At 42.9% G+C, this 17659-nt stretch carries 15 protein-coding genes and 1 other annotated feature; all 15 genes read right to left on the bottom strand.

Annotation, left to right across the window (positions count from 1 at the left end; translation table 11 throughout):
* Positions 1-71 precede the first annotated feature (71 nt).
* The 15 genes from fusA to sigH all read right to left on the bottom strand — a co-directional run bounded on the left by fusA (position 72) and on the right by sigH (position 17536).
* Positions 72-2156 (bottom strand): elongation factor G, encoded by a 2085-nt coding sequence (fusA, locus tag ACDX78_RS15975; RefSeq protein ID WP_486029159.1) that lies wholly within the window; start codon positions 2154-2156, stop codon positions 72-74.
* 41 nt (positions 2157-2197) lie between these two features.
* Positions 2198-2668 (bottom strand): 30S ribosomal protein S7, encoded by a 471-nt coding sequence (gene rpsG, locus ACDX78_RS15970; RefSeq protein ID WP_486029158.1) that lies wholly within the window; start codon positions 2666-2668, stop codon positions 2198-2200.
* Between the two features lie 185 nt (positions 2669-2853).
* Complete coding sequence (rpsL, locus tag ACDX78_RS15965) at positions 2854-3270, bottom strand: 30S ribosomal protein S12 (RefSeq protein WP_486029157.1); 417 nt, start codon at positions 3268-3270, stop codon at positions 2854-2856.
* A 336-nt stretch (positions 3271-3606) separates the two neighbouring features.
* Positions 3607-3861 carry a 50S ribosomal protein L7ae-like protein gene (locus ACDX78_RS15960; protein WP_486029156.1) on the bottom strand — a complete coding sequence of 85 codons (255 nt, stop codon included), beginning with the start codon at positions 3859-3861 and terminating at the stop codon, positions 3607-3609.
* Positions 3862-4256: 395 nt separating this feature from the next.
* Positions 4257-7865 (bottom strand): DNA-directed RNA polymerase subunit beta', encoded by a 3609-nt coding sequence (gene rpoC / locus ACDX78_RS15955; protein ID WP_486029155.1) that lies wholly within the window; start codon positions 7863-7865, stop codon positions 4257-4259.
* Positions 7866-8175: 310 nt separating this feature from the next.
* Positions 8176-11712 carry a DNA-directed RNA polymerase subunit beta gene (gene rpoB, locus ACDX78_RS15950; RefSeq protein ID WP_486029154.1) on the bottom strand — a complete coding sequence of 1179 codons (3537 nt, stop codon included), beginning with the start codon at positions 11710-11712 and terminating at the stop codon, positions 8176-8178.
* A 367-nt stretch (positions 11713-12079) separates the two neighbouring features.
* Positions 12080-12682, bottom strand: a complete 603-nt coding sequence (locus ACDX78_RS15945; protein WP_486029153.1) for a class I SAM-dependent methyltransferase — start codon at positions 12680-12682, stop codon at positions 12080-12082.
* Between the two features lie 263 nt (positions 12683-12945).
* Complete coding sequence (gene rplL, locus ACDX78_RS15940; protein WP_486029152.1) at positions 12946-13311, bottom strand: 50S ribosomal protein L7/L12; 366 nt, start codon at positions 13309-13311, stop codon at positions 12946-12948.
* A 74-nt stretch (positions 13312-13385) separates the two neighbouring features.
* Entirely contained in the window at positions 13386-13883 is a 498-nt protein-coding gene (gene rplJ, locus ACDX78_RS15935; RefSeq protein ID WP_486029151.1) for a 50S ribosomal protein L10, read from the bottom strand.
* A gap of 30 nt (positions 13884-13913) precedes the next feature.
* Positions 13914-14068, bottom strand: a sequence feature (ribosomal protein L10 leader region).
* 50 nt (positions 14069-14118) lie between these two features.
* Entirely contained in the window at positions 14119-14811 is a 693-nt protein-coding gene (gene rplA, locus ACDX78_RS15930; protein WP_486029150.1) for a 50S ribosomal protein L1, read from the bottom strand.
* A 209-nt stretch (positions 14812-15020) separates the two neighbouring features.
* Complete coding sequence (rplK, locus tag ACDX78_RS15925; RefSeq protein WP_486029149.1) at positions 15021-15446, bottom strand: 50S ribosomal protein L11; 426 nt, start codon at positions 15444-15446, stop codon at positions 15021-15023.
* A 155-nt stretch (positions 15447-15601) separates the two neighbouring features.
* Positions 15602-16138 (bottom strand): transcription termination/antitermination protein NusG, encoded by a 537-nt coding sequence (nusG, locus tag ACDX78_RS15920; RefSeq protein ID WP_486029148.1) that lies wholly within the window; start codon positions 16136-16138, stop codon positions 15602-15604.
* A 286-nt stretch (positions 16139-16424) separates the two neighbouring features.
* A complete protein-coding gene (secE, locus tag ACDX78_RS15915; protein ID WP_486029147.1) occupies positions 16425-16592 on the bottom strand; it encodes a preprotein translocase subunit SecE in 168 nt (55 codons plus the stop codon).
* 62 nt (positions 16593-16654) lie between these two features.
* Entirely contained in the window at positions 16655-16804 is a 150-nt protein-coding gene (gene rpmG / locus ACDX78_RS15910) for a 50S ribosomal protein L33 (protein WP_486029146.1), read from the bottom strand.
* Between the two features lie 78 nt (positions 16805-16882).
* Positions 16883-17536, bottom strand: a complete 654-nt coding sequence (gene sigH / locus ACDX78_RS15905; protein WP_486029145.1) for an RNA polymerase sporulation sigma factor SigH — start codon at positions 17534-17536, stop codon at positions 16883-16885.
* Positions 17537-17659: the final 123 nt, after the last annotated feature.

The following is a 17659-nucleotide window of genomic DNA, read 5'->3' as shown; positions in this document are numbered from 1 at the left end:
AGAAACAACATGTGAAGATGTCATTGCTCGGCCTTCACTAAAGTTATACTTCAGATTGGACAAAAAATCAATTACTCACCAGCATTTTTCTTAACAATTTCTGCTGAGATACTTTTTGGCACTTCTTCATAGTGATCAAAGTACATGGTGAATACTCCGCGACCTTGTGTGTTTGAGCGTAATGATGTAGCATAGCCAAACATTTCCGCAAGTGGTACGAACCCGTTTACTACTTGGGCAGGACCTCTTGCTTCCATACCTTCCACCCGTCCGCGGCGGGAAGTAATGTCTCCCATAATGTCTCCCATATATTCTTCTGGAATGACAATTTCCACTCTCATCATTGGCTCCAGAAGCACAGGCTGACACTTGTCTTTTGCTGCTTTCAAGGACATGGAACCAGCTATTTTAAATGCCATCTCGTTAGAGTCAACATCATGGTAGCTTCCATCATATAAAGCAGCTTTTACATCAATTAATGGGTATCCGGCTAATACACCGTTTTCCAGTGATTCCTTTATTCCGGCTTCAACGGAAGGAATGTATTCACGCGGAACAACACCACCAACGATTTTATTTTCAAATTCAAATCCTGCGCCCTCTTCGTTTGGTTCGAATTTAACCCAAACGTGGCCATATTGCCCCCGTCCACCGGACTGACGGATGAATTTCCCTTCAACTTCCGCTGATTGACGGAATGTCTCACGGTATGCCACTTGTGGGGCACCGACATTTGCTTCCACTCTAAACTCACGTTTTAAGCGGTCAACAATGACATCCAGGTGAAGTTCACCCATACCGGAAATAATGGTTTGGCCTGTTTCGGGGTTTGTTTCTGTTCTAAAAGTTGGATCCTCTTCTGCCAGCTTTGCCAGTGCAATCGCCATCTTATCTTGGTCTGCTTTTGTTTTCGGTTCAATAGCGACATCGATGACTGGATCAGGGAAGTCCATGGATTCAAGAATAACCTCTTCTTTCTCATCACATAGGGTATCCCCGGTTGAAGTGTCCTTTAAGCCAACTCCAGCAGCGATTTCCCCGGCGTAGACTGTTTTAATTTCTTCTCGCGAGTTTGCGTGCATCTGCAGGATACGTCCTACGCGTTCACGCTTATCTTTTACCGAGTTTTTTACGTAGGAACCTGAATTAAGTGTTCCGGAGTAGACACGGAAGAAAGTCAGTTTTCCAACGTAAGGATCTGTCATTACTTTAAATGCCAACGCAGAGAATGGGCCATTATCATCCGCAGGGCGGGTAACAGTTTCCTCTTCATCTCCGCCGGGAAGAGTACCTTCAATTGCCGCAACGTCTGTTGGAGCAGGGAGATAGTCAATAACTCCGTCAATGACGAGCTGCACACCTTTATTTTTAAAGGCAGAACCGCAAAATACCGGATAAAATTCTACATTTAACGTTGCTTTACGGATCGCAGTTGTCAATTCCCCATTGGAAATTTCTTCCCCTTCAAGAAATTTCATCATTAAATCTTCATCAACCTCTGCCATTGCCTCAACAAGGCCGGCACGAAGCTCTTCAGCTTTATCCTTATATTCAGCAGGAATTTCACGAGATTCCGCTTTGGTTCCTAAATCATCCAAATAAAAATGAGCTTCCATATTAACTAGGTCTATGATTCCCTCAAAATTATCTTCAGCCCCGATTGGCATCTGAACAGGATGTGCATTTGCACCAAGGCGATCTTTTAATGTTCCTGTAGAATATAGGAAGTCGGCACCTACTTTATCCATTTTGTTAATAAATACAATACGAGGTACACCATACGTTGTTGCCTGGCGCCATACCGTTTCTGTCTGCGGCTCAACACCTGATTGAGCATCTAAAACTGTAACAGCACCATCCAGAACTCTTAGAGAACGTTCAACCTCAACGGTGAAGTCCACGTGTCCCGGTGTATCAATAATGTTAATACGATGACCTTTCCATTGAGCAGTCGTTGCAGCGGAAGTGATTGTAATCCCGCGCTCCTGCTCCTGCTCCATCCAGTCCATCTGGGAAGCACCTTCATGCGTCTCACCAATTTTATGAATACGTCCTGTGTAGAAAAGAATACGCTCTGTAGTAGTAGTTTTTCCTGCATCAATATGTGCCATAATACCAATATTACGCGTCTTTTCTAAGGAGAACTCTCTTGCCATGTATTCTTCTCCTTTCTCTTCTAAGCTTTGGTTCAGATTCCTTACCAGCGGTAGTGTGCAAATGCTTTATTCGCTTCCGCCATTTTATGCATTTCTTCACGTCTTTTAACGGCTGCTCCTGTGTTGTTGGAAGCGTCAAGAATTTCATTAGCTAAACGTTCTTCCATCGTTTTTTCTCCGCGCAAACGTGAGTAATTAACGATATAGCGCAGTCCTAGTGCTTGACGGCGTTCTGGACGAACCTCCATTGGAACCTGATAGTTAGAACCCCCAACTCGGCGAGCACGAACTTCAAGTACAGGCATGACGTTTTTCATTGCTTGTTCGAAAACTTCCATGGCGTTTTGTTCGCTTCTTTCAGAAACAAGTTCAAACGCATTATAAAGAATTTTTTGTGCTTTTCCGCGTTTTCCATTAATCATGATTTGATTGATCAATCTCGTCACTAATTTTGAGTTATATAATGGATCCGGCAGGACATCTCGTTTAGGTACTGGTCCTTTACGTGGCATATGTCCCCCTCCTTTCTTTCCCATGCTGTAGTGGAAAAGCCAGGATCTATCCTGCTTTTCCTGTTACCGATTTTTAAAAGGGCAAAAGATTTTTTATACAACCTCAGTCCTTTGTACGGTAATTTATCATTCCTTTTTGTTAAATGGTTTCACAGAGTCAGGAGAACCCCGATTCTATTATCCCATTATTTTTTCTTCGGTTTCTTTGTACCGTATTTGGAACGTCCTTGCCCACGGCCTTCTACTCCTGCCGTGTCAAGTGCACCGCGAACGATGTGATAACGAACCCCAGGCAAGTCTTTTACACGGCCGCCGCGAAGCAATACGACACTGTGCTCCTGCAGGTTGTGGCCAATGCCGGGAATATATGCTGTAACTTCCATATTGTTTGACAAACGTACACGGGCGTATTTACGAAGTGCCGAGTTTGGCTTCTTCGGCGTCAATGTACCAACACGTGTACAAACACCGCGTTTTTGCGGAGAATTTTGGTTTGTAAACTGTTTTTTGAAGCTGTTATAACCTTTATTCAACGCTGGTGAGTCGGATTTTCGCGGTTTATTTACACGTCCCTTGCGTACAAGCTGATTAATTGTTGGCATTTTTGTCTCCTCCTTTCTTGTCAGATGCTTAAAGAAAGCTGCTCATTTATTGATTGAAAATACAGGATTTTTCTTATGGCTTTTCATCTGTTTTAGAGGCTGATCATTCAGCGCAAACAGCTTCCTGTGACGGCTTCTTCTAATACCACACAGCCAGGTGGTTCATTCTTTTGCTAGAAAAACCCGCATTCACATACCTTTTAGTGAATACGTTCGTTTTTCTTATATTTAGGGTTTGAAAATTTCAGCTGTCGGAATCCACTCCTCTGCTAAAATTTCATCCTTTCCTAACATGCAAAAAAACAAAGCTTCAGGCAGCCGTTTCAGCTAAAACTGCTACTGTTCTCTTATGGCTACTGTAGATGCCCCCACCTCAATACCACAAGCAATACCCAGTTTTTTCATCGAATCTACATGCTGATACGGAATGTCGAGTTCATCTGCTAAATTGGCTACTTTTTGTGTGATATATTTGTCCGCATCATCAGCAATGACAACTTCACTTATTTCTCCATTTTTCATGGCTTTTAGTGTTTGTTTCGTGCCGATTATTATACGTGATTTAACTTGAGCCACTTTTTCATAAGACATTTTGCATCCTCCAAAGCAACAAGTATAATTCGGAAGCACCTAGGATATTTTATCACCACAACATTTTGATGTCAACAAGAATTTCATATTAATTTGGTGCTTCCGAATGCCATTTTATTCTTTCATCGATGCTGTTTCATATATTTTGTCGCTATATAACGCAGTCCCGCATACGCTTCGCTTTCAGTCCTAGGGCACAAGTACAACATCTGTTCAAACTACTTCATCAATTTCACAGTGTCTTCTTTTACCGCTTAGGAGCTGGTGAGCCTCCCCCGTGCACGTCATGCTGCAATTATTTCAGTACTGGATTTCTCGCACTACGGGATCTAACCGCTGCCTTTTTATTCAGCAGCAGTCTCGTTTATTCGGGCTGCTAGTTAAATAATATCCCTTTATTGAATCGTTTCTGTTTCTTCTTCAACCGTTTCTTCTTCCGGCTCATCAGTAGCGCCTTTTAGATTACGGTACCGTTGCATTCCAGTTCCTGCCGGAACAAGTTTACCAATAATAACGTTCTCTTTCAATCCAAGTAGTTCATCCCGTTTTCCTTTGATTGCTGCATCTGTCAGGACACGTGTCGTCTCCTGGAAGGATGCTGCAGACAGGAAGGAATCTGTTTCAAGAGATGCTTTAGTAATGCCGAGCAATACAGGTTTTCCGGTCGCCGGCTGTCCATCGTTCAATAACACTTCATGGTTTGCATCTCTGAATTGATGCAGTTCGAGTAGTGATCCTGGAAGTACATCCGTGTCGCCTGAGTCACCCACGCGGATTTTTCTCAGCATCTGACGAACCATTACTTCCACGTGTTTATCACCGATCTCAACCCCTTGCATCCGGTATACTCGCTGAACTTCACGCAGAAGATAATTTTGTACGCCTTCTACGCCTTGAACACGCAAGAGATCTTTTGGATCAATGGAACCTTCTGTCAGTTCCTGACCAGCAACAACTTTATCGCCAACACTTACTTTCATACGTGCATTGATAGGAACCGTGTAGCTGCGCTGTTCTACCTCGCCTTGAACGATGACTTCCTGGCCGTCCTTGCCTTCTTTCATTTCTTCAATCGTACCATGAACCTCGGTAATAACGGCCTGCCCTTTCGGATTACGCGCTTCGAAAAGTTCCTGAATACGCGGTAGACCCTGGGTAATATCGTCTCCGGCAACTCCTCCAGTATGGAAGGTACGCATTGTAAGCTGTGTTCCCGGCTCACCAATGGATTGTGCAGCAATAATGCCGACTGCCTCTCCAACCTCTACGTCTGAACCTGTCGCAAGGTTGCGGCCGTAACATTTTTGGCATACCCCATGCTTCGTATTACATGTGAACGCAGAGCGAATTGTTACTTCTTTAATGTCTGATTCCACAATTTGTTTTGCCGTATCCTCTGTAATCAAACTGTCTTTTCCAACCATTACTTCGTTTGTTTCAGGATGTCGTACTTCTGTGAATGCAGTACGTCCTACAAGACGATCAAGCAGCGGTTCGATTAATTCAGTTCCATCCATTAATGCAGATACGGTTAAACCACGATCGGTAAAGCAATCTGCTTCACGGATGATGACATCCTGCGCCACATCCACTAGGCGGCGTGTCAGATAACCTGAGTCAGCCGTTTTCAGTGCAGTGTCAGCAAGACCTTTACGGGCACCGTGCGTGGAAATAAAGTATTCCAGAACGGTTAAACCTTCCCTAAAGCTTGATTTGATTGGCAGTTCAATAATCTTACCAGCCGGGTTGGCCATAAGCCCGCGCATTCCAGCCAGCTGCGTAAAGTTGGAAGCATTACCTCTGGCTCCGGAATCACTCATCATAAATATCGGGTTTCTGTTATCCAGTGTTGCCATCAGTTTATCCTGAATTGTATCTTTTGCCTGGGACCAGATGGAAATAACCCGGTCATACCGCTCATCATCTGTGATCAGACCACGGCGGAACTGTTTCAGTACATTATCGACTTTGCCTTGCGCTTCATCCAGTATTTCTTTTTTTTCCGCCAATACGACAATGTCTGAAATACCGACTGTCATACCTGCTTTTGTCGAATAACTGAAGCCGAGATCTTTCATGCGGTCAAGCATTTTGGATGTTTCACTGATTTTGAACCGTTTAAATACTTCTGCGATTACATCGCCAAGGAATCCTTTTTTATATGGCTGAATCAGTTCACGTGATTGAATTTCCTCTTTCACGTCTTTTCCTTTTTCAACAAAATAAGCTTCCGGTGTGTGTTCTTCTAAATTAACCCTTGTCGGTTCATTAATGTAAGGGAACGAATCCGGTAAAATTTCGTTGAAAATCAGCTTGCCAACCGTTGTCAAAAGCAATTGGTTCTGCTGTGCTTCGTTAAACGTTCTATTATTCAGACCAGCTGCCTGAATGGCAACCCGGGTATGCAAGTGAACATATCCATTCTGATAAGACATTAATGCTTCATTAACATCCTTGAATACTTTACCTTCACCGATAGCCTTTTCCCTTTCCATGGTTAAGTAGTAGTTTCCTAATACCATGTCCTGGGATGGTGTTACTACCGGTTTTCCATCTTTCGGGTTAAGGATATTTTGTGCTGCCAACATCAGAATCCGTGCTTCTGCCTGAGCTTCAGCTGACAACGGAACGTGTACAGCCATCTGGTCACCATCAAAGTCTGCGTTATAAGCTGTACATACGAGCGGATGGAGCCGGATTGCACGCCCTTCCACCAATGTCGGTTCGAATGCCTGGATACCGAGTCTGTGCAAGGTTGGTGCACGGTTTAACAGTACTGGGTGCTCTTTAATAACCTCTTCCAGTACATCCCACACTTCCGGATGAACCCGCTCAATTTTGCGTTTTGCTGATTTAATATTGTGGGCAATCCCTTTTTCAACCAGCTCTTTCATAATGAATGGCTTAAACAATTCAAGCGCCATCTCTTTCGGCAGTCCGCACTGATACATTTTTAAATGTGGCCCGACTACGATAACGGAACGTCCGGAATAGTCGACACGCTTTCCGAGCAGATTTTGACGGAAACGTCCCTGCTTACCTTTCAGCATATGAGATAACGATTTTAACGGACGATTTCCTGGTCCGGTAACCGGACGTCCGCGGCGTCCATTATCGATTAATGCATCTACTGCTTCCTGGAGCATTCGCTTCTCGTTTTGTACGATAATGCTAGGTGCACCAAGGTCGAGCAGGCGCTTCAAGCGGTTATTTCGGTTGATAACACGGCGGTACAAATCATTTAAATCCGAAGTAGCAAAACGTCCGCCGTCAAGCTGAACCATCGGACGTATTTCCGGTGGGATGACAGGCAGTACATCCAATACCATCCAGGATGTTGCATTATTGGAATGGCGGAATGATTCCACTACTTCCAATCGCTTAATCGCCCTTGTACGGCGTTGTCCCTGGGCTGTTTTCAACTCTTCTTTTAGAATCTCGACTTCTTTTTCCAAATCAATATCGTGGAGCAGCTTGCGAATGGCTTCTGCTCCCATTTGTGCTTTAAATGATTTACCGTATTTATCATAGTATGTCCGGTATTCTTTTTCGGATAAAAGCTGTTTTTTCTCGAGTGGTGTGTCTCCCGGTTCTGTCACAATGTATGCGGCAAAATAGATCACTTCTTCCAGCGCACGTGGAGACATATCCAATATGAGTCCCATCCTGCTTGGAATTCCTTTGAAATACCAAATATGGGATACAGGTGCAGCTAATTCAAGGTGACCCATCCGCTCCCGGCGGACTTTTGCTTTTGTGACTTCTACACCACAGCGGTCACAAACGACGCCTTTATAGCGGACACGTTTGTATTTTCCGCAGTGACATTCCCAATCTTTTTGCGGACCAAAGATCCGCTCGCAAAATAGACCATCTTTTTCCGGTTTTAATGTGCGGTAATTGATTGTTTCCGGTTTTTTCACCTCACCGTAAGACCATGAACGGATTTTTTCAGGTGACGCTAAACCTATTTTCATATACTCAAAGTTATTTACATCCAGCAAGGGTCTACCTCCCTTATTGTGTCCGTTTTATTAGCAAACCTCAGCTTAACGTTAAAGGTATTCTTAAAAGCGTGTTTTGCATTCTTAGAATTCCTTATACTTTGGAGTGCAAGGCTTTCTTGCCTGCTGAAAAACGTTATTTACCGGCCTTCCGCCAACCCTAAATGGCGAAGGTCTACAATTGATTTAACAGGATAAGGTTTATCAACTTATCTGTTAAAATAATCTATATTTATTGCCGGAATCCAGCTCGTGGTTCGAGCCGGGCCTTCCAGCTATTCTGTAACTTTAAGATTCGATCCGTATCTGTTTACGTGCCTTCCACTTCTAAATTAAGCTTACTGGCCTGCTGCGTTTCTTCTTCTTCAAGTTCACGCATGTCAATTTCTTCTTCATCACCAGAGAGCATTTTCACATCCATGCCAAGGCTTTGCAATTCTTTAATGAGTACTTTGAAAGACTCCGGAACGCCTGCTTCAGGTACGTTATCACCTTTTACGATTGATTCGTATGTTTTGACACGGCCTACAATATCATCTGATTTTACCGTTAGTATTTCCTGCAGTGTATAAGCAGCACCATATGCTTCCAGTGCCCATACTTCCATTTCCCCAAAACGCTGTCCGCCAAATTGAGCTTTACCGCCAAGCGGCTGCTGGGTTACAAGAGAGTACGGCCCGGTAGAACGTGCGTGCAACTTATCATCTACCATATGGGCAAGCTTAATCATATACATAACACCGACAGAGACACGATTATCAAACGGTTCTCCGGTTCTGCCGTCATAAAGCACTGTCTTGGCATCCCGCGGCATGCCCGCTTCTTCCAAGGTCTCCCATACATCTTCCTCTGTAGCACCGTCAAATACCGGCGTAGCGACATGAAGCCCTAGCTCTCTCGCCGCCATTCCCAAATGCATTTCAAACACCTGTCCAATATTCATCCGCGACGGAACGCCAAGTGGATTAAGCATAACGTCAACCGGTGTTCCATCAGGTAAAAACGGCATATCCTCTTCAGGGAGCAATTTGGAAATAACACCTTTGTTCCCGTGACGTCCGGCCATTTTGTCCCCTTCATTAATTTTACGTTTTTGGACAATATAAACACGAACGAGCTGATTTACGCCCGGAGGCAGTTCATCTCCGTCTTCACGATTGAAAATCTTCACTTCAAGGACGATTCCTCCAGCGCCATGCGGTACTTTTAGTGATGTATCTCGTACTTCACGCGCCTTTTCACCAAAGATCGCATGCAGGAGACGTTCCTCTGCGGATAATTCGGTGACCCCTTTTGGCGTAACTTTCCCTACAAGAATATCACCATCTGTAACCTCGGCACCTACTCGGATAATCCCATATTCATTCAGGTTTTTCAGGGCGTCTTCACCGACGTTGGGAATATCCCTTGTGATTTCCTCCGGCCCCAGTTTCGTATCACGAGCCTCAGATTCATATTCTTCAATATGGATTGACGTATAATCGTCATCTTTCACGAGTCTTTCACTCATGATGATTGCATCTTCATAGTTATATCCTTCCCAGGTCATGAACCCGACAAGCACGTTGCGGCCTAATGCCAGTTCCCCTACCTCCATAGACGGGCCATCGGCAAGAATTTCACCTTTGGCTACACGGTTGCCTTCCTGGACAATGGGACGCTGGTTATAACAGGTTCCCTGATTGGAACGGATGAATTTTTCCAGCCTGTAGATATCCACATCGCCTTGTACTTCTTTTCCATCAATTTTTGAAATCCGGCGAACATGAACCTCTTTAGCTTCTACTCTTTCCACGATTCCTTCATTTCTGCAAAGAATCGCAGCTCCAGAATCTTTTCCGTTCACATATTCCATTCCTGTACCAACGATCGGCGCCTCCGGATTCATCAAAGGAACTGCCTGACGCTGCATGTTCGCACCCATAAGCGCACGGTTGGAGTCATCGTTTTCCAAAAATGGAATACAAGCCGTTGCAGCTGAAACTACCTGCTTCGGTGATACGTCCATATAGTCAATTTCATCTCTATGAACAACAACGTTTTCTTCACGGAAGCGAGCAATTATTTCATCATTTTGAAAACCGCCATCTTCATCCAAAGGTGAGTTTGCCTGTGCTACAACATAATGATCCTGTTCATCGGCAGTTAAATAATCTATTTTTGAAGTAACCTTTCCTGTTTCCGGATCTACCCGGCGGTAAGGTGTTTCAATAAAGCCAAATTTATTCACTTTCGCATAACTGGAAAGGGAATTGATAAGTCCAATATTCGGCCCTTCAGGCGTTTCAATCGGACACATTCGTCCGTAATGGGAATAATGCACGTCCCGAACTTCAAAACCAGCACGTTCCCGGGTCAGACCACCTGGTCCAAGCGCAGATAAACGGCGTTTATGCGTGAGTTCTGCCAATGGGTTGGTCTGGTCCATAAACTGGGACAGCTGTGAACTCCCAAAGAATTCTTTAATAGATGCGATCACCGGCCGTATATTAATAAGCTGCTGCGGCGTTATGCTGGACGTATCCTGAATTGACATACGTTCGCGAACGACTCGCTCCATGCGGGATAAACCGATACGGAATTGATTTTGCAGCAATTCCCCAACCGAACGAAGGCGGCGATTCCCTAAATGATCAATATCATCGGTATCTCCAACCTGGTGAAGCAGATTAAAGAAATAATTGATAGAAGCTAAAATATCCGCGGGTGTGATATTTTTAATTTTTCTGTCCACTGCTCCGTTGCCGATAATGGTTAATTCCCTTTCCCCTTCAGGGTCTGTCGGGTCAATGATTTTCACGGATTGAATCGGGATTTCCTCATCCATCACCCCATCTTGTGGTTCAACCACTTTCTCGCCAAGCTTTTCTCCTTCATTTTCAATAAGCGGCAATAGTTTATTCAACAGCTTGCGATCTATTTTATCGCCTCTTTGTGCGAGCACTTCCCCTGTTTCGGGATCAACTACTGTTTCTGCAAGCATCTGATTAAATAAACGATTTTTTATATGCAGTTTTTTGTTCATTTTGTAGCGGCCTACATGGGCTAAATCATACCTTTTTGGGTCAAAAAAGCGTGACACCAATAGACTCTTTGCATTATCCACCGTCGGGGGTTCCCCGGGACGGAGACGTTCATAAATTTCCAGGAGTGCTTTTTCCGTTGATTCTGTGTTATCCTTTTCAAGCGTGTTCCGTAAGTATTCATTTTCGCCTAAAAGGTCAACAATATCCTGGTCATCGCCGAACCCGAGTGCTCTGAGCAGCACGGTAATCGGCAGTTTACGTGTTCTGTCGATCCGCACATACACGATATCCTTGGCATCTGTTTCAAATTCCAGCCAAGCACCACGGTTTGGGATCACTGTTGCAGTAAATCCTTTTTTGCCATTTTTATCAATTTTTTCGTTATAATAGACACTTGGTGAGCGTACTAGCTGTGAAACAATGACACGCTCTGCTCCATTAATAATAAAAGTACCAGTATCTGTCATGAGTGGAAAATCACCCATAAATACTTCCTGTTCTTTTACTTCGCCGGTTTCATTATTAATTAAACGAACCTTCACACGAAGCGGAGCATTATATGTGACATCCCTTTCTTTCGATTCTTCCACGGGATACTTTGGCTCCCCCAAACTATAATCGACAAATTCCAATGATAGATTGCCTGTGAAATCCTCTATGGGAGAAATATCCTGAAACATTTCCCGCAAACCTTCTTCCAAAAACCAATCATAGGAAGCGGTTTGGATTTCGATTAAATTTGGAAGTTCCAACACTTCACTGATACGCGCATAACTTCTACGCTGTCGGTGCCGTCCATATTGAACTAGTTGACCTGCCAACTGCTTCACCCCTTAAAAATGATACTAATTACTATATAAGAAAAACGAAACTAAAGTTAATCCTTCAGTTTTGTTTTTGATCTTGCACATGGCTCAGATCTCATGTATCAGCGGCCGGAAGTCGGATTAGAATAGCTCTTCTCGGTAGGGACGAAAATAATTCGCAGTCCCAAGTCTGCCCAAACTGGTTTCTAAATCAAAACTTCTGCCTTATATGTTAACCAATGGTAAAATATACAGTTTCATCCAATCTTACCATTGTTTCCAAACGTCCATGTTCTATACACTTCAATTTCATAAAAATACCTCTTGACAAAAGTATCCCTATATTAGCATTTACCTATCTTATCACAACCAACAAGTGAAATCAAACATTTATGGCTCGCAAAATATAATAACCTTTATTTCTGGCAGAGACTTCGACTTCAGTAAATAAGTCTTCCAGTTTTTTCTTTGCAGAAGGAGCCCCTTGTTTTTTCTGGATAACAATCCATAATTCACCGGCACCTGTCAGTGCTTGCTTTGATTCTTCAAACATCTGATGCACCACTTTTTTTCCCGCCCGGATCGGAGGGTTGGAGATAATGGCTGCAAACTCCCTTTCCTGAAGATTGTTGAGCCGGTCGCTTTTCACAAAAGCTACATTTTCTATTTTGTTATCAAACGCATTTTGTTCAGCGAGCGCAAGTGCTCGTTCATTTACATCAGCCATCACAACATGCCGTTCTTCGTAAGCGCCTGCCAGTGAGATTCCTATAGGGCCGTATCCACAGCCAAGGTCCAGAAAATCACCAGGCACTTCCGGCGCCCGGAATTGTTCAATAAGAAGCTGTGATCCAGGATCGACTTCATTTTTCGAAAAAACGCCTGCATCACTCGTAAATGTATACTTTTTTCCCTTTAACGTGATATCCCATTGTTTTGGTGAACTTTTTGATTGAGGCTGCTGCGAAAAGTAATGCTCTGTCATTTGGCACCTACTTTCAGGAAAAATTCGGTTGTTCCCTCATCTTTCCAGAGGTCAGAGGCCAGAGGTCCGGCTTGGAGGAAATCAGCGAATTGCCGATTTCTTTAGTTAAACCTCACGCCAAGAAAAAATTGAATTTTATTCTTTTTATCTGCTAAAAAGTGAAATTCTACGAAGGTACAAAGAGCGGGAACAACTTCATTCTCTCCGCGCTAAAATAGATGGAAAAGCCCGCCGCAATTTACGACGAGCTTATATTTGAAAGATTATTTTACTTCTATTTCTGCACCAACTTCTTCAAGCTTGGTTTTCAATTCTTCAGCTTCTTCTTTGTCAACGCCTTCTTTAATCGCTTTTGGCGCATTGTCAACCAGGTCTTTTGCATCTTTCAGGCCAAGACCAGTGATTTCACGTACTGCTTTAACTACTTTAATTTTAGAATCGCCTGCAGCGTTAAGCATTACATCAAATTCTGTTTGCTCTTCAGCAGCTTCTCCGCCGCCACCGCCGCCAGCTACTGCTACTGGAGCTGCAGCTGTTACGCCGAATTCTTCTTCAATTGCTTTTACTAAATCATTTAATTCCAGTACGGACATTTCTTTAATTGCATCTATAATTTGTGTTTTTTCCATGATTTGTTCCTCCTGTTTATTATAATTAATGTTTGCATTCCCGGTGGCTTCCCGGGGTTTACATTTCAATCGGCTTATGCGCCTTCTTCCTTCTGGTCAGCAATAGCTTTTGTGGCATAAGCAAAGTTGCGAATTGGTGCTTGAAGCACGCTAAGCAGCATAGATACCATACCATCGTAGTCCGGCAGGTCCGCTAGTTCTTTCAGCTGGTCCATCGTAGCAACTTGCCCTTCAATAACGCCGCCTTTGATTTCCAATGCTTCATGATCTTTGGCAAAGTTATTTAAAATCCGTGCTGGTGCAACAACATCTTCATTACTGAATGCTACTGCATTCGGTCCAACCAGTATGTCACTCAAGTCGTTTAACTCGGCAGCTTCCACCGCACGACGGGTCATTGTGTTTTTGTATACTTTAAACTCAATTCCAGATTCACGCAATTGTTTACGCAGTTCGGTTACTTCAGCGACATTTAAACCACGGTAGTCAACCACAACAGCTGTTTGGCTTTCGCGGAATTTTTCAGTGATTTCATCAACTATTTTTTTCTTTGCTTCAATGTTTGCAGACATTCTTCCACCTCCTGTTTGGCAATTGAACATTATACCGTATAAAAAAGCTCCCGAGATAGACAGGGGAGCTTTAGGGGAATAATTGGAAATCCATTTCGGTTTAACCAATTTATTTATAAAACACCTCGGCAGGATATTAAGCAATGTCTTGCCCCTGCTGTCTACGGTACAACGTATTCATTTATATAACGTCATTCAGTATAACGAATGCATTTTGAAAAGTCAATACCTTATTTTAGCGGTATTTGGAAACATCTACTTTGATCCCTGGACCCATGGTAGATGAAACAGAAGCATTCCTCAAATACATTCCTTTGGATGATTGCGGTTTTACTTTTACGAGCTGCTCAGTGAGCGCCGCAAAGTTTTCCTTCAGCTTTTCATCTTCAAAGGAAATCTTCCCAATTGGAACATGAATGTTGGAAGACTTATCAACACGGTACTCTACCTTACCAGCTTTAATGTCTTTTACAGCCTTTTCCACTTCGAATGTAACTGTACCGGTTTTCGGGTTCGGCATTAAACCTTTTGGTCCAAGCACACGGCCTAGCTTACCAACTTCAGCCATCATATCAGGTGTTGCCACGATTACATCAAATTCGAACCAGCCCTGGTTGATTTGGTTAATGTAATCTGCATCACCGACATAATCAGCTCCGGCTGCTTCTGCTTCTTTGACTTTATCGCCCTTCGCAAAAACTAGAACGCGCTGTGTTTTACCGGTACCGTGCGGCAGTACCATTGCACCGCGAATTTGCTGATCTGCTTTCTTTGGGTCTACCCCAAGACGGAATGCAGCTTCCACGGTTTCATCAAAATTTGCTTTTGATGCTTCCTTCATTACTTTTATTGCTTCTTCAAGTTCATATGATTTTGAACGATCAACAAGCTTTAATGCTTCTTGATGTTTCTTACCTCTTTTAGCCATGTTATTTCCTCCTCATATTGTGGTTATAACGGTAAGACCTCCCACTTGGAAAAGCAGTGATTTGCTTTTCCAGATGACAAAGGTGACACGTTTTAAACTAAAACGCCGCCTCATGAAAGCGTTGAGACAATTTTTGAGTCCGGTCGGCTTTCATGAAAAAGGCTGCGATTAAGAACTACAGTCGCAACCCGATTATTTACCATGATAAATTAATCTTCAATCGTGATACCCATGCTTCTTGCGGTACCTTCTACCATGCGCATTGCTGCTTCAACATCAGCAGCATTCAAGTCTTCCATTTTTGTTTCAGCAATTTCCTTTACTTTATCGCGTTTTACAGTAGCGACTTTATTACGATTCGGTTCACCTGATGCTGTATTAATACCAGCTGCATCTTTCAATAGAACAGCTGCAGGTGGAGTTTTTGTAATAAATGTAAATGAACGGTCTTCAAACACCGTAATCTCAACCGGAATAATCATTCCAGCCTGATCCTGTGTACGTGCGTTGAATTCCTTACAGAATCCCATGATATTCACACCTGCCTGACCTAATGCAGGCCCTACCGGTGGTGCAGGGTTTGCTTTTCCTGCAGGGATTTGCAGTTTTACCAGTTTAATTACTTTTTTAGCCACGAGACACACCTCCTTAAGTCCGTGATGTGGTAATAGGGTTCCTAAAAGGTTCCCTCCCACTCAAGTTTCCAGCTCTCTCTTATGCTGAGAGTCATGAATAACAAAAGAATTTTAGCATGAATCTACATTTAATGCAAGGCATTACTTGCAAAAAATTAATCCAGCTTGTCAATTTGGGAAAATTCCAGTTCTACCGGCGTCTCCCTGCCGAACATATTGACATGCACTTTTACCTTTTGCTTATCCTGATCAATTTGTTCGATAGTCCCTGAAAATTCAGCGAACGGACCATCTTTGACACGAACATTTTCTTTTACTTCGAAATCAAATTGAACGGCCGGCTCTTTGACCCCCAGTCGCTTCAGGACACTTTCTACTTCCTCAGGCAATAACGGGGTAGGTTTGGTTCCGCCGCCGCTTGAGCCAATAAATCCTGTTACACCCGGGGTGTTTCGCACTACATACCATGAGTCGTCTGTCATTACCATTTCCGTTAACACGTAGCCAGGGAAAAATTTCTTCTTTGTCACTTTCTTTTTCCCATTTTTTATTTCCGTTTCCTCATCTTCGGGAACGATCACACGGAAAATCTTGTCTTCCATGCCCATCGACTCCACTCTTTTTTCCAGATTCATTCTTACCTTGTTTTCATAGCCGGAATATGTGTGAACAACATACCAATTTTTTTCCATTATTACAGGACAATGTGCTGTCCTTCCCTCCCTTGGTGGAATTGTAATCTATTTAAAAATCATCTGTATTTTTGTTTATATAATACATGCATACGTACTATTTTATTTATTAGCACAAAAATATCAGTTTAAACATTTACTTCATACTTCAAGTTTTTTACCAATTTAAAAAACCCGTCACTGCGGGTTTTCGCGAAATCAGTTATATTATAGCATATAATCTTTCTCTTTATTAACTAAAAGGTCAAAGCTTTACGATAAAATTTTTATAAGTGCGTTGTTTAAACTAAAGCAGATTTAAAAGCTGTGAAATGCCCAAGTCGATCAAAAAGAAAAACACTGCCACAAATGCTACAGTTGCAATAACCGTAATTGTGTAGCTAGTTAATTCCTTTCCCTTTGGCCAGGTGACCTTTTTCATTTCTCTTGAAACATTTTTTAAAAACTTAAACATGGCTGTACCCCCAAACATTACGAGATCCTGTAGAAAAACATCCACCCGGTAAATGCATTTTTCTATTTCGTTTCGCGGTGTAATGTATGCTCACCGCATGTTTTGCAAAACTTCTTCACTGTCAGCCGCTCCGGGTCGGCTAGTCTATTTTTACTTGTTGTATAATTTCTGCTGGCACATCTTGAACAAGCCAGGATAATTTTTGTGCTCATATCTCCACCCCATATGGGTATTCGTCCATTTCTTACAATCTTTATAAATGTAGCACGCATGTCTATCTTATGTCAATGTCACTTGATAAAGATATCATTTGTTTCCAGCAGCTGTTCGAGCTTTCGTTTTACGCGTTGAAGCGCATTATCAATTGATTTTTCATGCCGATTTAAATCTTCGGAAATTTCCTGATAGGTTCGCCCTTCTAAATAAAGGTGCAGCACTTCCTTTTCCAGCCCGCTAAGTAATTGTGACAGCCGCAGTTGCATATCACCCAGGTTTTCCCGATTGACAAGCAGCTCCTGTGGATCAATATCATTGGAACCTACAAGCACATCCATTAATGTCCTGTCCTTATCTTCATCACGCAACGGCTTGTCCAGGGAAATATAGGAGTTAAGCGGCATATGCTTAAATCTTGTTGCCGTTTTGATGGCGGTAATAATTTGCCTTGTCACACAAAGCTCGGCAAATGCTTTAAAAGAAGTAAGCTTGTCCCCGTCATAATCACGGATCGCCTTATATAACCCAATCATTCCTTCCTGGATTATATCCTCTTTGTCCGCACCAATTAAAAAATAAGTCCGTGCCTTCGCGCGTACGAAGTTTATGTATTTATGCATAATCACGTCAAGTGCATGACTGCTTCCTTGATGAATCCTGCAGAGAAGCGCTTCATCATCAAGCGTGTGCAAATCGGTCTGGTCTGTTTCTACTTGCTTGACATTCACTAAGATGGACCCCCCAAAGTAACACAGACATTTTGAAAAAACGGAAGTGCATATTGCTAATGCTGAATTCCAATTAATTCTATAATTGCAGAATCCACAGAATATTCATCGCGCCAGATAATA

The sequence above is a fragment of the Virgibacillus oceani genome, assembly GCF_041521345.1.
GTDB classification, from domain to species: domain Bacteria; phylum Bacillota; class Bacilli; order Bacillales; family Amphibacillaceae; genus Virgibacillus_N; species Virgibacillus_N oceani_A.
Note: the sequence above shows the minus strand (reverse complement) of the source record. Positions and strands in the feature narration are given on the sequence as shown.

Excerpts from the sequence above, each read along its gene's own strand:
- rpsG (WP_486029158.1), bottom strand. The coding sequence starts at position 2,668 with ATGCCACGTAAAGGACCAGTACCTAAACGAGATGTCCTGCCGGATCCA.
- rpsL (WP_486029157.1), bottom strand. The coding sequence starts at position 3,270 with ATGCCAACAATTAATCAGCTTGTACGCAAGGGACGTGTAAATAAACCG.
- fusA (WP_486029159.1), bottom strand. The coding sequence starts at position 2,156 with ATGGCAAGAGAGTTCTCCTTAGAAAAGACGCGTAATATTGGTATTATG.
- secE (WP_486029147.1), bottom strand. The coding sequence starts at position 16,592 with ATGTTTAAGTTTTTAAAAAATGTTTCAAGAGAAATGAAAAAGGTCACC.
- nusG (WP_486029148.1), bottom strand. The coding sequence starts at position 16,138 with ATGGAAAAAAATTGGTATGTTGTTCACACATATTCCGGCTATGAAAAC.
- rplJ (WP_486029151.1), bottom strand. The coding sequence starts at position 13,883 with ATGTCTGCAAACATTGAAGCAAAGAAAAAAATAGTTGATGAAATCACT.
- ACDX78_RS15960 (WP_486029156.1), bottom strand. The coding sequence starts at position 3,861 with ATGTCTTATGAAAAAGTGGCTCAAGTTAAATCACGTATAATAATCGGC.
- rplL (WP_486029152.1), bottom strand. The coding sequence starts at position 13,311 with ATGGAAAAAACACAAATTATAGATGCAATTAAAGAAATGTCCGTACTG.
- rplA (WP_486029150.1), bottom strand. The coding sequence starts at position 14,811 with ATGGCTAAAAGAGGTAAGAAACATCAAGAAGCATTAAAGCTTGTTGAT.
- rpmG (WP_486029146.1), bottom strand. The coding sequence starts at position 16,804 with ATGAGCACAAAAATTATCCTGGCTTGTTCAAGATGTGCCAGCAGAAAT.
- ACDX78_RS15945 (WP_486029153.1), bottom strand. The coding sequence starts at position 12,682 with ATGACAGAGCATTACTTTTCGCAGCAGCCTCAATCAAAAAGTTCACCA.